Source organism: Pseudohongiella nitratireducens (assembly GCF_001642735.1).
Lineage (GTDB): Bacteria > Pseudomonadota > Gammaproteobacteria > Pseudomonadales > Pseudohongiellaceae > Pseudohongiella > Pseudohongiella nitratireducens.
In genome coordinates, this window is record NZ_LWHM01000003.1 from 195,161 (window position 1) to 209,337 (window position 14,177).

Here is a 14,177-nt window from a genome sequence, read left to right on the forward strand (position 1 = left end):
GTGCTGAATCACCTGTCAAACTGACAGGAAAGCATCAATTTTGTCGGCTACCAGACGTCCTTCATCAATGGCACGTACGACCAATGACTGACCACGGCGACAGTCGCCGGCGGCAAAGACTTTCGGGTGGCTGGTGCGGAAATCCTTGTATTCGGCCTGATAGTTCGACCGACCATCCAGATCCAGGTTCAGCGGATTGCTGACATAGTGCTCTGGCCCCAGGAAGCCCATGGACAACAGAATCAGGTCTGCTTCCCAGAACTGGGTGGTACCAGGCACTTCCTTGAAGTTGGCATCCACTTCAACGGTGTTAATACCCAGCAGTTTACCGTTAGCATCACGAACAAACTCTTTACCACTGATCGAGTAAGTACGTGGGTCTTCGCCATCACGGTAAGCGGCTTCTTCATGACCGTAATCCACACGGTGGATACGCGGCCACAGCGGCCAGGGATTGTCAGCCGGACGATCCAGGGTCGGCTTGGGCATAATCTCGAAGTTAACCAGTGACTTGCAACCATGACGCAGCGATGTTGCGATACAGTCCGTACCGGTATCACCACCACCAATCACAATCACGTTCTTGTCTTTGGCACTGATGTAGTTACCATCTTCCAGGTTGGAATCCAGCAGGCTACGCGTATTGGCAGTCAGGAACTCCATCGCGTAATGCACACCATCACCTTCACGACCGTTGATTTTCAGGTCACGAGGCGTCGTTGCACCGGTAGCCATCAGCAGCGCATCAACGTCATTGAGCAATGTCTTAACGTCCATGGCATTTTCGCCTTCGCCGCCAACATCAGCGTTAGTCTGGAATTTCACGCCTTCGGCTTCCAGCAGTTTAACGCGACGATCGACCACGTCTTTTTCCAGCTTCATGTTCGGGATGCCGTACATCAGCAGACCACCAATGCGGTCAGCTCGCTCATAGACAGTCACTTCATGACCAGCCTGGTTCAACTGAGCCGCAGCAGCCAGTCCGGCAGGACCGGAACCGACCACGGCAACTTTTTTGCCCGTGCGGAATTTCGGTGCGTTCGCCGTTACCCAGCCTTGCTCGAAGCCTTTGTCGATGATGGCGTTTTCAATGTTCTTGATCGTGACCGCTGGCTCATTGATGCCCAGTACACAGGAACCTTCACACGGGGCCGGACAGACGCGGCCGGTAAACTCCGGGAAGTTGTTCGTTTTGTGCAGGCGATCCAGCGCTTCACGCCACTGACCTTTGTAGACCAGATCGTTCCACTCCGGAATCAGGTTGTAGACCGGACAGCCATTTTCAGACTGACAGAACGGTACACCACAATCCATGCAGCGAGCACCTTGTGTAGCCAGGTGCTCATCCGCCGGTGCGGTATAGATTTCCTTGTAGTCAAGAAGTCGCTCGGCTGGCGCACGGTATGGCACCGTGCTGCGCTCGAATTCTTTAAAACCAGTTGGTTTACCCATGATTAAACCTATTCTTGTGCAATTTTGTTCGTATCAGACTGACGCGGTTTCGGCTTTTGCCTTGGCAGCCAATTCTGCCAGTACGCGCTTGTAGTCAGTCGGCATCACTTTGACAAACTGGCCCAGTGACGATTCCCAGTTATCCAGCAGTTCACGTGCCACGGTCGAACCGGTGTAAGCCTCGTGGTTGCTGATCAGACGTTTCAGCTCTTCCTTATCAGCGTCATCAACCACTGGCTCCAGCTCATAGGACTCCAGATTGCACTGACGCTCGAAGTCCTTGTCCTTATCCAGAACATAAGCAACACCGCCGCTCATGCCTGCGCCGAAGTTACGGCCGGTTTTACCCAGGATAACCACACGACCACCCGTCATGTATTCACAACCGTGATCACCAATGCCTTCGACTACAGCGCTGGCGCCGGAGTTACGAACGGCAAAACGCTCAGCCACGATACCGCGGAAGTAGGCTTCACCACCGGTAGCACCGTACAGGTTCACGTTACCGGCAATGATGTTCTCTTCTGCCTTGAAGCTGCTGTTCTTGGGCGGGTAGACAACGATCTTGCCGCCAGACAGGCCTTTACCGACAAAGTCGTTGGCATCGCCTTCAACGGTGATCGTGATACCTTTCGCCAACCAGGCACCCAGACTCTGCCCCGCAGAACCGTTCAACTTGATGTTGATGGTATCTTCGGGCAACAGCTCTTCGCCGTAACGCTTGGCGACCTCATTTGACAACATGGTACCAACAACACGGTTAATGTTGATCACCGGTAATTCAATGTTGACCTTCTCACCCTTGTCCAGCGCAGGTGCAGCCAGTTTGATGATCTGGTTATCCAGCGCTTTGTCCAGACCGTGATCCTGCGCCATCATCGCGTAGGTACCCGTGTTCGGGAACACAGCTTTGGCAGGCGTCAGAATCATGCTCAGATCCAGGCCTTTGGATTTCCAGTGGTTAATCGCAATATCGCTTTCCAGCAGATCAACGCGGCCCACCATTTCATTGATAGTGCGCACACCCAGGCTGGCCATGATTTCACGCATTTCTTCAGCCACCATGAACAGGTAGTTGACTACGTGCTCTGGCTGACCTTTGAACTTCTTGCGAAGCTCAGGATCCTGTGTGGCGATACCGACCGGACAGGTATTCAAGTGACACTTACGCATCATGATACAGCCCAGGGTAATCAGCGGTGCAGTCGCAAAACCGTACTCTTCCGCGCCCAACAATGTAGCGATAGCAACGTCACGGCCGGTTTTCAGCTGACCGTCGGTCTGCAGCACCACACGTGAACGCAGGTTGTTCATCACCAGCGTCTGGTGAGTCTCGGCCACACCCAGCTCCCAGGGCAGGCCAGCGTGCTTGATCGAAGTCAGCGGTGATGCACCCGTACCGCCATCGTGACCGGCGATAACCAGGTGATCGGTTTTCGCTTTGGTCACACCGGCAGCAATCGTGCCGACGCCGATCTCAGATACCAGCTTCACGGAGATACGCGCCTGGCGGTTAGCGTTCTTCAGGTCGTGAATCAGCTGCGCCATGTCCTCAATCGAATAAATATCGTGGTGAGGCGGTGGCGAAATCAGGCCCACACCCGGCGTGGAGTGACGGATACGAGCGATTTGCTCATCCACCTTGCGGCCAGGCAGCTCACCACCTTCACCCGGCTTGGCGCCCTGTGAAATCTTGATCTGAATCTCGTCAGCGTTAGCCAGGTACCAGGTGGTCACACCGAAACGGCCTGACGCTACCTGCTTGATTGAAGAACGCTTGGAATCGCCATTAGGCAGCGCATTGAATCGAATCGGATCCTCACCACCTTCACCGGTGTTGGACTTGCCGCCCAGTCGGTTCATGGCGACTGCCAGTGATTCATGGCTTTCCTGCGAAATAGAACCAAAGCTCATGGCACCGGTTGCGAAACGCTTTACGATATCCTTGGCAGACTCCACTTCTTCCAGCGGAATCGCTTTCTGGTCAGCGCGGAACTTCAACAGGCCACGCAGCGTACAGGCTTTGGTGGTCTGCTCATTGGTGTACTTGGCAAAGGCATAGTAGGCATCTTTGCTACCGGTACGCGCCGCATTCTGCAGATTAAAGATCGCCGTCGGGTCCCACATGTGGCTGTCGCCACCGCTACGCCAGTGGAAATCACCCGGGTTGTTGAGCACCGGAATGCGGTTTTCGTCTTTTTCCGGGAAGCCCAGACGGTGACGACGCTCGGTTTCTTCAACCAGGGCAGGGAAGTTCAGACCCTGAACTCGGCTTGCGGTACCCACGAAACAGCGGTTAATAACGTCTGTTGCCAGACCCACGGCTTCGAAGATCTGCGCACCGCGGTAGGACTGTAGTGTAGAAATACCCATCTTGGCCATGACTTTCAGCATGCCCTTGGCGACGGCTTTCTTGTAGGCAGCAACCAGCTTGTCTTCGGTGTTGTATTTGTCACCCAGCAGACCATCGAGCTGTGCCTGCCACAGCGCCTCAAAAGCCAGGTACGGGTTAATGGCATCAGCGCCATAACCGACCAGCAGGCAGTGGTGATGCACTTCGCGCGCTTCACCGGTTTCCAGGATCAGACCGATCTTGGTGCGCTCATGACGCTTGATCAGGTGATGGTGAACGGCGCCACAGGCTACCAGGGCGCTGATGGCTGCACGCTCTTTGCCGATACCACGATCGGACAGAATGACGAAGGCATAACCATCGGCAATCGCCTGGCTGGCTTCGGCACAGACACGGTCCAGCGCGCCTTGCAGGCCTTCGCTACCGCCAATTTCATACGTGATATCAACCACTTTGCTGCGCAGACCGTTGTGATCCATGTGCTGGATAGTCTGCAGCTGCTTGTTGGTCAGAATCGGGTGTTCCAGACTCAGTCGGTGCGCGTGCTGCTCAGTGGTCTCCAGCAGGTTGCCCTCTGGACCAATGAAGCATTTCAGCGACATCACAACTTCTTCACGGATCGAGTCAATCGCCGGGTTGGTCACCTGGGCAAATAACTGCTTGAAGTAGTCATACATCATGCGCGGCTTGTCAGACAGACAGGCCAGTGCCGAATCGTTACCCATGGAACCCAGCGGGTCACGAGCCTGGGTAATCATAGGCAACAACATGAACTGCATGGTCTCGGTGGTGTAACCGAAGGCCTGCATGCGTGACAACACATTGTCAGAATCCAGGGAATGCGATTCGTTACCGTCAGACAGCATGTCCAGGGTGATCTTCTGGTTACCCAACCATTCACCGTAAGGACGCTTGCCAGCGATGTCATGTTTCAGCTCTTCGTCAGGGATCAGACGACCCTGTTCAAAATCGAGCAGGAACATACGACCAGGCTGCAGGCGGCCTTTCAGCTTGACGTTGGCCGGATCCACTTTTACCACACCCACTTCCGAGGCCATGATGACCTTGTCGTCATGTGTGACATAATAGCGGCTTGGACGCAGACCGTTACGGTCCAGTACGGCACCAATGTAGTGACCATCAGAGAACACGATAGAAGCCGGGCCATCCCATGGCTCCATCAGTGCACTGTGGAATTCGTAGAAATCTTTCTTGTCCTGCGGCATGTTGACATCAGACTGCCAGGCCTCAGGAATCATCATCATGACCGACTCTTGCAGCGAGCGGCCAGACAGCAGCATGAACTCAAGTACCGAATCAAAAGAACCGGAGTCAGAGCAGTCTGCATCGATGATCGGGAATAATTCTTTCAGCTTGTCGCCAAACAGATCCGTTTCAACCGTACCTTCACGGGCAACCATCTGGTTGACGTTACCGCGCAGGGTGTTGATCTCACCGTTGTGGCTCATGAACCGGTTCGGCTGGGCACGATCCCATGACGGGAAGGTGTTGGTGCTGAAGCGCGAGTGAACCATGGCCAGGTGTGTGGCGAAGTTAGGCTGAGTCAGGTCCTTATAGAAAGGGAACAGCTGACCAGGCGTCAACATACCTTTATAGACGATGACTTTTGTCGACAGACTGCAGGCATAGACCATCTTGCCTTCAGTCAGAGACTGGTCACCACGCAACTTGTGCGTGAAACGTTTGCGAATAATGTACAGCTTGCGCTCAAAGGCTTCCTGGTCAAGACCATCCGCCGCGCCAATAAAGAGCTGTGTAATGTATGGCTGTGCCATACGGGCGGCCGGGCCAACATCGGCGCCATCGGCGTCAGTTGGCACATCACGCCAGCCAACCAGAGACTGCCCTTCTTCGGCAACGATCTTGTTGATGGCTTCGCGGCAGAACTCACGCTCTTTGGAGTTTTGCGGCAGGAAGATGTTACCGACAGCATACTTGCCGGCTTCCGGCAGCGTTGCGTCAAGCTCGTTTTTGGCAATGTCAGCGAAAAAACCGTGTGGCAATGCCATCAGGATACCGGCTCCGTCGCCAGTGTTCGCTTCGAAACCACATCCGCCACGGTGATCCATGCGGGAGTTCAAATGGTAGGCATCCAGCATGATCTGATGACTGGGGCGACCCTTGATGTCTGCAACAAAGCCTACGCCGCAGGAATCTTTCTCGTTCGCCGGGTCATACAGCCCCGTCTTTTGCGGAAAGCCAAACTTGTAAGGAATTTGGGCTTGATCAGTCATATTTTCGCTATGTCTCGTTATGTCGTTTAATTTTTCCGGATTTCGGCCACCGTTGCTCACCCCGGACACACTCTATATGGTGCATACTGACGCACTACACTGTGGGGAGATGCGTGATTAGAAGTTATTGATTTGACACGGCTCGGTGATATTGCCAACACCCCGGACGGCGTATCCGGGACTATGCCGGACGGTCGTAAAACACATTACGCTGTTTTACGGGGGCTGGACACAATACCATTGAAACAAAATATGTCAAGTTATCAGCCTCTCCAGGGTGGTTTTTGACGGTCCGTTTACATGCTTGTGACATGGTCTGATCGCTTGATTAAAGCCAGTTACTGCATTACTCTTCGCCTTCTATAAGAAAGTTTTCCGGCATGAAGCCGGAAGTGTTTCCCAGGCCTGAACGACGGCAATCAGAAAAAAAGTACGCTATTCGAAGTACGCGCTCTGCCGAATGCCGCCCGGGACGAGAAAAAGACTATAAAAAACAGTAGCATTTAGCTGAGGGGATATACGCGTGGAAATAGTAAGATATAAAAGGGATGTCTGGGGTGACGAAGTCATACTCGGTGTAGCCTGGGATTTGCTCTGGGTTGTGGCAGTAGCCATTATTCTCCTGCTGGTGGGTCACGCCATTATTATGGCACTTCTGGCTCGCAAGAAAGCCAAACCATCTGCTGACGGCCCTCGTGTCAAACGACACGATGGCATCGACCGGGCCTTCCACTGGATTATGGCCGCTTCTGTCCTGACACTGATCGCCACTGGCGTACTGCCGATTATCGGCATCCGCTTCGCCTGGCTGGATATTCACTGGATTGCCGGCCTGGTGCTGACCTTCGTGGTCATTTTCCACACCATTCGCGCCACATTCTGGCAGGACTTCAAGTCCATGCTGCTGACGCCTTCTGATTTTGCCGAGCCTTTTGATGAAAATCACAAGCCAGGCAAGTACTCTTTTGAGCAAAAAGGCATGCACTGGGCAATGACACTGCTGGTTTTCATGGTCATCGGCACTGGCATCCTGCTGCTGTTGAACATTGATACGCCTTTCTGGGATCGTCCTTCGGTGGATAACGAAGCATCCCTGGGCCTGATGTTCCTGCTGCACGGCCTGACGACACTGGCACTGATTGCATTTACCGCGATTCACATCTACTTCGCCATCCGTCCTGAGAAAATCTTCTACACCCGCTCCATGGTAAGTGGCTGGATTTCCGAAGACGAGATGAAAGCGAATCACGACACCAGCAAATGGAAGGTAAAAGATTGAGCGATTTAAAGAACCTGGAACAGGACATCGATACCATCGAGTCCGGTTATGAGTTCCTGCTGGCCTATGCGGCCCAGGGCCGCCCTCCTCATGTCGAGGCAGAGCACCCTACGCCGCACGTTGGCCCGACACTGAAAGACATGCTGGCTGCGATGAATAATGTCACATCAGCGCTCGCTGGCTCTGACCATGAATATGAGCAGGTGATCGTTGAAGACATCCGCAAGGCCAGCGCGGCACTGAAGTTTGTCATCGACCAGCCCAAGATGAGTTCGGAGCTGATCGACAACCTCAATGCCTCTATTCACTTGCGTGCCGTGTTGACTGACTGCTTCCTGTACAGCGAAGTCTTCCGCCCCTCAGCTGGGGAGACTGCCGAGCCAACAGACGGCGACACGAAAGGAAAAGGCATGTGGACCGAGGCCTGAGCCTCGGTTTGCGCCGTTCTTACAGGCCGAAGAGGTCTGCCAGCACAGCGCTGAGACATAACGAACTGTAGAACGATATGCAGAACCATAAAAGGGGCAATACTTTTGCAGTATTGCCCTTTTTTATTGGGCCACTTATTGAGCCAGCGTTTATTGGACCGCTGTTAGCCTGGAGGCGGGGGAACCATACCTAATTGCCCAATGGCAACAACAGTCAGTGCAGCAGCAGTCACCAACAGGAACAAGGCAAACCATCGCCACCCGTTACCGCCTGACTTCTTTTTCTTGAGCCAGCTAAAATCGACATCCTCCGCCAGTACTGGATTGTAGGAACGTCTCAGTTTCCGCATGCAAAACCCCATATGCGTTTTATTATGTATTTCACGTGAAGTGCCCGAATCAGGCCGAGGTCTGAATCTATCGCCCATGCCCCGCCGGCAAGACCAAATTCAAGAAACAAACCCACAGGGCCTGCAAGCAGGCCCTACTATAAGTTGACGGCTGAAAACCGGATTCATTCACTATGACAACAAAAAAAACTTTTTTATCGCCTCAATTCTGACAATGTCATGAAAAATTATGGCGAAACTGCCCGATTAGCGGCTTTTACTGTGAAACAATGTTACAGACTAAACGGTCTGGTACCCCACATATAACTGGTATAATTGCCACAATTATAAGAACTAGGTGAGAGATCGCGTGAAAAACCCCACTTATTCCCTGCTTCTCGCAGGTAGCACCCTCGTATTGTCTTCAGTTTCCCTTCTTCACAGCGCCGCAACAGAAGCCCAGGAAGCACAAGCCTCTGGCGTCATGCAAATGACCCGTATTGATAATGCCGATATCACCCTGGATGGCCACCTGTCCGAAGGGGTATGGCAGCAGGTACCCGCCATTGATGGCATGCGCGTCATCACGCCGGATACCCTGGAGCCGGCCCCCGAGCGCACAGATACCCGCATTTTCTACAATGACGACGGCATTTATGTCGGCGCCATGAACTACCAGGACCCCGAGACACTGGTAGGCCGCATGAGCTCACGTGACGAAGGCGTACAGCGTGATGGCTACGTGCTGTCCATCGACACCTCCGGCCAGGGCCTTTACGGTTATTTCCTGCGCATCAACCTGGGCGGCACGTTGTCAGACGGCACGATCCTGCCCGAGAAGCAGATCAGCCGTGACTGGGACGGTCCCTGGGATGCCGTGACACAGGAACTGGACAATGGCTGGTCAACAGAGATGTTCATCCCCTGGTCCATGATGACACTGCCACAGTCTGGCGAGACTCGCCAGGTCGGTATCTATACCGAGCGCATGATGGTACGTCGTAACGAGACCTGGTCCTGGCCAGCGCTGCCAAGCACCAACCCGGAGTACCTGTCCGGATTCCAGCAGTTTGAGCTGGAGGGCATCAACCCACGCACCCAGTTTACGTTCTACCCTTACGCCTCGGTCACACAAGACAACATCAATAACGATACAGAGGCACGTACCGGTGCTGACCTGTACTGGCGCCCGAACTCCAATACGCAACTGTCCGCCACCATCAACCCGGACTTTGGCACCGTGGAATCAGACGATGTGGTCGTCAACCTGGGTGCTTTTGAGGTGTTCTTCTCCGAAAAGCGCCCCTTCTTCCTGGAAGGCCAGGAAATTTTCCGCGCCACGCCCCGCGCTAATGGCGGCCCCTTCGGTCCAACAACAGTACTCAACACTCGTCGTATCGGCGCCGCGCCTGATATTGATGTGCCTGACGGCATCAGCGTCGGCGCTGCCGAGCGCAATGCACCCACCGACCTGCTGGGGGCTGGCAAGATCACCGGTTCACAAGGCAACTGGCGCTACGGCGCGCTGCTGGCCTCTGAAGACGACATGGTGGTCCAGGGCACCCGCCTGAGTGACGGCGAAAAAGTGAACCTGCAAAGTACCGGTAAAGACTTTGCCATCGGCCGACTGATGTACGAAGACACCAGCGGCGGTGGTCGTCGCGGTATTGGCTGGATCGGCGCCAACCTGTCGCACCCCGATCACGATGCCACCGTGAACGGCGTTGACTATTCCTGGTTCTCTGCGGATACCAAGTGGGTACTGGATGGCCAGTTCCTGCACAGTGACGTGAACGATGTTACCGGCACGGGCGGTTTCTTTGACCTGGACTATCGTCCCCAGCAGGGCGTTGAGCATTCATTTACCGGCACCTATCACGACGACACGCTGGAAATTAATGACATCGGCTACCTGCAGCGAAATGATTTTATGCAGCTGGACTACCGCCTGGGCATTACTGAATCCGGCCTGGATAACTTCCGCACGCTGGAACGCTCCCTGCAAGTCATCAACCAGTGGAACACAGACGGTCGCCCGGTTCGCCTGGGCCTGTTCGGTAGTCAGAACATGACCTTCTATGACAACACCCAGTTAAACCTCAGCCTGCGCTACTTCCCGCCACGCACCGATGACCGTCTCAGTCGCGGCAATGGCACCTACAAGATTCCACACCGGGTCTCCTACAGCGCCTCGTGGAACAGTGACCGTTCGCAGCCACTGAGCGTCAATCTGGGCATCGGCAACTCCGAAGAAGACCTGCAGGCCGACAACATCAACTACGAGTTGGGCCTGACCTGGCAGCCAAACGACCGCTTCAGCACAGAACTGCAACTGGAGTATCGCGATCGTAAATCCTGGCTGGTACACCAGGGCGACGACCGCTTCGCCTCCTACGAGGCCGACGGCTGGTTCCCGGAGTGGAACATGAACTACTTCATCAACGCCAAGCAGCAGTTCCGCCTGGCCATGCAGTGGACCGGCATAAAGGCACAGGAAGACGAGTACTACCGCGTCGACCAGACTGATGTAAGACACCTGATTCCCACAGCCAAACACGCAACGACCAGAGGTGACTTCACCATCAGTCAGCTCAACTTCCAGGCCCGTTACCGCTGGGAAATCGCACCGCTGTCTGACCTCTTCGTGGTCTACACCCGCGGCAGCAACCTGCCCAACTACGCTGGGTCGGAATTCCAGGACCTGCTGTTTGATGCCTGGACTGAACGGTTGACGGATGTGTGGGTTGTTAAGTTGCGGTATCGGCTGGGTAGCTGACCTTCAAGCACCTGGACACATGCATGACCAAAAGAGGCGACCTTGCGGGTCGCCTTTTTTGTGCCTCAAAGTAGGTTGATGGGCAGAATCTATAATATGTTATCAAGCGGACTGTTTGTCCCAGCAAAATGCTGACCCAGTATTTGTCGCTAGCGAGAAATTTAGATCTCCCAGCGCAACCCCTAGAAATTTTGAATAAAGATAAGACAGGGCATTCAAGACGATTTTCTGTGTATTCACTGCCACCGCTCTGCCTGCTGCCAAGTAAGTTAAATATTCAGTGACTCTCTCAACGGGCACATCTGCAGGATGCTTGCGGCCAATGAAATAGATATACCGCCGTATCCAGTGCAAGTAGGTTTTCTCTGTCTTAATTGCGTAACCTCGTAAACGCATATCCCTACGGATTTCTTCAATAAATGGGCTTGCCACCATGTCCTCCCTCTGAATACTCGTACTTTTGGGTAATAGTGTTATAGCAGGACTATTCAGATAATCGTGGGCACGCTTATATCAAGCTGATTTGGATTGATATTTGGAAGTTATTGATGTAGTTAGTAGATTATTAAATAAAAAAAGAAATATACGTGCCGACATAGCGTGCAGCGGAGTCTAGAAAGCGCGCTAGCGCACTATAAAAATAATGAAATGGACACCCCTTTATACTGACCTAGTCAGTTAATACGGAGGTGTACTAATGAATAACATAAATGTAGTTGGAATTGATTTGGCTAAATCAATATTTCAGGTCTGTTGTGCAGATAACAAAGGAAAAATAATTCTTAACAGATCACTTCGGCGTGCGCAAATTTTAAAGTTCTTCAGTAACTTAAAGCCTGTTCTAGTTGGCATGGAGTCATGTTCTAGTTCTCATTATTGGGCAAGAGAACTTACAAAGCTAGGTCATGAGGTAAAGTTAATGCCACCTCAGTACGTAAAGCCCTATGTAAAAACCAATAAAAATGATGCAGCTGATGCAGAAGCCATTTGCGAGGCAGTAACGAGACCAAATATGCGCTTTGTTAGCGTAAAAAGTCCTGAGCAGCAAGCATTGCTATTGATTCATAGAGAGCGAGAAGGTGTGATCCGGGATCGAACATCGTTAATCAATCGAATTCGGGCTAGTATGCAGGAGTTTGGGATAAGCGTTCCCGCGGGACGATATCAATTAGCAAAATGGTTCCGAACGGACTTTGCTGATGCTGAATTACGCATGCCATCATTACTGTTTGATCATATCAGATCCATGGAAGTGCGCTTAAGGGAACTGGAAGAATATATTAAACGTTTGGATACGTTAATAGATACGACCAGTAAAGCCAGCCAGCTTTGTAAAAGCCTTATCGAGATACCTGGAGTTGGTCGATTAACTGCTTCGGCGATAGTAGCTAGTGTAGGCGATGCCAAAAGTTTCAAGTCTGGTCGACAATTTTCTGCTTGGTTGGGGTTAGTACTAAAACAACATTCAAGCGGTGGGAAAAATACCTTAATGGGGATTAGTAAGAGAGGTGATACATATATGCGACGAATGCTCATTCATGGAGCAAGAGCAGTTATTCGTCACATAAAACCTGGTAAACCATTTTATGAATGGGTAAACGAATTACTATCAAGAATGCATAAGAATAAAGTAGTTGTGGCTTTAGCGAATAAGTTAGCAAGAATTTCTTGGGCAATATTAGTACACGACAGAGCATTCGCTAGCAACAATTGAACAATCAAAGATAATGATACTTCATGGTTTTGCGAAGGAAAATAGAATTGATGACAAGATAGGTAGGACCGTGATCTAGAAACTCTGTGCCTAACATCGTTCGTTCAGAGAACGTAAAAATGATTAGAGCTAGATCAGCGAATTTCATCAGGGGTATAGGTATTAAAAATATCTTATTAAAACCCGGATAGATGGATGCATAACCTTTCAATCGTCAATATTTTTCTTGCAAAAACTGGGGTGTCCATAGATGTTACACGTAAAGGAGAGATGCGTGCCATTTCAGAAGTACCTAACTGAAAGAAACCTATATCTTTTAAGTGGTTTAGTCGTAGTCTGCTGGATGATCTTTGATCCCCACTGGGAGCCAGTGGCAGTTTTTGTTGCAACATGCGCTGTGATCAAGGGAATCTCTATGGCACAGCGAGCTAAAGAAAAAGAGGAATTTACGAAAGAGTTTAATTCTTACAATAGTGAAATCAGAAACTCTTTAGCCTATTTGGTTGATACGCATCTTGCAGATCAAGATAGGGAAAACCAAAAAGAAAAAATGTCAAAAATGTGGCAAGAGCACGGGCAGGGTAATAATGATGTATTCATCGATTATATAATTCATTCTTTAATGATACATAATTCAGAACGGTGTCAGTTTCAGGTGTTTAATATTGTGAATACGGACGGGATGATTGCTGCACAGTTAGTTCAGGAAATTGACCGGTTTTTAGAGAATGCTAAAAAATACCACCTAGAAGATTATATTAAAAGCACTAAACTGCATGATCTGTACCAATGGTTAGTACATCCTCATTATCTAGAGTTTCGCAGGAAAGCATATTGGCCGTTTTACGTGTAACAAGCGCGTCAATCAGGACGCTCGCAAGCTCGCGCCTATTACGCGGGCGTTATGGAACAATTCGCTCGTGCCAGTAGCCAGGCTTTCTGGAGTGATGTACAAAAGCGACAACAGTGATCGTTTGGTTATCGACTATCGTCACAAGGGAGAAAGGAAATCGTTGAAGAATAAGTCTTTTAGCTCCCAGCTTGGAAGCTTCACCAACCATGGGTATAAGCGGAGGGTTTGGTTTACTGAGCCTGGTTGTAGCCTGCTCAAACGTATCGATCAGTTGGCCTCCAAGGCCGGGGACTTCCAATTCGTACCACGCAACGGCTTCGATCAACTCTTCGGTAGCTTCCGTGCTAACCTTTACCTTCAAAATCAGCTCCTTATCCGAGCCCTAGCACGTGCAATGGCTTCATCTGCATCCATGAGTTCTGTTTTGCCAGATTCAATGTCATTGATTCTACGGCAAATTTCAGAATCCCAGGCCTCTGCGACGCTAATATCGGCAGGGCCATCCAAACTTGCTACCAAATCATGCGCAAGTTTGGCTCGCTCTCGCTCAGACAGTGTCATAGCGGCGTTTGTAATACTTTCAAGTTGGGCTGTATCCATCGTATTTACCAAAAATAACAAAGCGGTAATGGTTAAATGATGCAGCAAAATACATCCCATAACAAGGCCAAGCACAGCGACAGCTTTTTCGCTGCGGCTTCACCTCCACTACAAAGCTGCGCGTGTTGGCGGCGTTAG

11 protein-coding genes are annotated in these 14,177 nt (G+C 51.5%); 5 read left to right on the forward strand and 6 right to left on the reverse strand.

The window, feature by feature from the left end; translation table 11 throughout:
- Positions 1 to 15 precede the first annotated feature (15 nt).
- Both PSCS_RS02340 and gltB read right to left on the reverse strand, forming a co-directional pair.
- Positions 16 to 1,452 carry a glutamate synthase subunit beta gene (locus PSCS_RS02340; RefSeq protein WP_068810173.1) on the reverse strand — a complete coding sequence of 479 codons (1,437 nt, stop codon included), beginning with the start codon at positions 1,450 to 1,452 and terminating at the stop codon, positions 16 to 18.
- A gap of 33 nt (positions 1,453 to 1,485) precedes the next feature.
- Entirely contained in the window at positions 1,486 to 6,060 is a 4,575-nt protein-coding gene (gltB, locus tag PSCS_RS02345; RefSeq protein WP_068810174.1) for a glutamate synthase large subunit, read from the reverse strand.
- 523 nt (positions 6,061 to 6,583) lie between these two features.
- Between gltB and PSCS_RS02350 the strand changes: the two genes are divergently transcribed.
- Both PSCS_RS02350 and PSCS_RS02355 read left to right on the forward strand, forming a co-directional pair.
- The gene (locus tag PSCS_RS02350) at positions 6,584 to 7,339 is read left to right on the forward strand and encodes a cytochrome b/b6 domain-containing protein (RefSeq protein ID WP_068810175.1); all 756 of its coding nucleotides are present in this window, start codon (positions 6,584 to 6,586) and stop codon (positions 7,337 to 7,339) included.
- Positions 7,336 to 7,767 (forward strand): hypothetical protein, encoded by a 432-nt coding sequence (locus PSCS_RS02355; RefSeq protein WP_157885599.1) that lies wholly within the window; start codon positions 7,336 to 7,338, stop codon positions 7,765 to 7,767. Before PSCS_RS02350 ends, PSCS_RS02355 begins: the two co-directional genes overlap by 4 nt.
- A gap of 164 nt (positions 7,768 to 7,931) precedes the next feature.
- Here the strand turns inward: PSCS_RS02355 and PSCS_RS02360 are convergent, their stop codons facing one another.
- Entirely contained in the window at positions 7,932 to 8,117 is a 186-nt protein-coding gene (locus PSCS_RS02360) for a hypothetical protein (protein WP_068810177.1), read from the reverse strand.
- Positions 8,118 to 8,466: 349 nt separating this feature from the next.
- On the opposite strand from PSCS_RS02360, the gene PSCS_RS02365 reads away from it, so the two are divergent.
- Positions 8,467 to 10,872, forward strand: coding sequence for a DUF5916 domain-containing protein (locus tag PSCS_RS02365; protein WP_157885600.1), 2,406 nt, complete (start codon positions 8,467 to 8,469; stop codon positions 10,870 to 10,872).
- Between the two features lie 102 nt (positions 10,873 to 10,974).
- Here the strand turns inward: PSCS_RS02365 and PSCS_RS16385 are convergent, their stop codons facing one another.
- Complete coding sequence (locus PSCS_RS16385; RefSeq protein ID WP_068810179.1) at positions 10,975 to 11,307, reverse strand: site-specific integrase; 333 nt, start codon at positions 11,305 to 11,307, stop codon at positions 10,975 to 10,977.
- A 262-nt stretch (positions 11,308 to 11,569) separates the two neighbouring features.
- Here PSCS_RS16385 and PSCS_RS02375 point away from each other — a divergent pair, with 262 nt between their 5' ends.
- Positions 11,570 to 12,586 carry an IS110 family RNA-guided transposase gene (locus PSCS_RS02375; protein ID WP_068810180.1) on the forward strand — a complete coding sequence of 339 codons (1,017 nt, stop codon included), beginning with the start codon at positions 11,570 to 11,572 and terminating at the stop codon, positions 12,584 to 12,586.
- A gap of 274 nt (positions 12,587 to 12,860) precedes the next feature.
- The gene (locus PSCS_RS02380; RefSeq protein ID WP_157885601.1) at positions 12,861 to 13,439 is read left to right on the forward strand and encodes a hypothetical protein; all 579 of its coding nucleotides are present in this window, start codon (positions 12,861 to 12,863) and stop codon (positions 13,437 to 13,439) included.
- A 49-nt stretch (positions 13,440 to 13,488) separates the two neighbouring features.
- On the opposite strand, the gene PSCS_RS02385 is transcribed toward PSCS_RS02380, so the two are convergent.
- Together PSCS_RS02385 and PSCS_RS16390 are read right to left on the reverse strand one after the other, a co-directional pair.
- Positions 13,489 to 13,800, reverse strand: coding sequence for a type II toxin-antitoxin system RelE/ParE family toxin (locus tag PSCS_RS02385; RefSeq protein ID WP_082866403.1), 312 nt, complete (start codon positions 13,798 to 13,800; stop codon positions 13,489 to 13,491).
- 2 nt (positions 13,801 to 13,802) lie between these two features.
- Positions 13,803 to 14,099 (reverse strand): addiction module protein, encoded by a 297-nt coding sequence (locus PSCS_RS16390; protein ID WP_082866404.1) that lies wholly within the window; start codon positions 14,097 to 14,099, stop codon positions 13,803 to 13,805.
- Positions 14,100 to 14,177 lie beyond the last annotated feature (78 nt).

Coding starts and splice junctions, on each gene's coding strand:
- PSCS_RS02340 (WP_068810173.1), bottom strand. CDS start 1,452: ATGGGTAAACCAACTGGTTTTAAAGAATTCGAGCGCAGCACGGTGCCA.
- gltB (WP_068810174.1), bottom strand. CDS start 6,060: ATGACTGATCAAGCCCAAATTCCTTACAAGTTTGGCTTTCCGCAAAAG.
- PSCS_RS02360 (WP_068810177.1), bottom strand. CDS start 8,117: ATGCGGAAACTGAGACGTTCCTACAATCCAGTACTGGCGGAGGATGTC.
- PSCS_RS16385 (WP_068810179.1), bottom strand. CDS start 11,307: ATGGTGGCAAGCCCATTTATTGAAGAAATCCGTAGGGATATGCGTTTA.
- PSCS_RS02375 (WP_068810180.1), top strand. CDS start 11,570: ATGAATAACATAAATGTAGTTGGAATTGATTTGGCTAAATCAATATTT.
- PSCS_RS16390 (WP_082866404.1), bottom strand. CDS start 14,099: ATGGGATGTATTTTGCTGCATCATTTAACCATTACCGCTTTGTTATTT.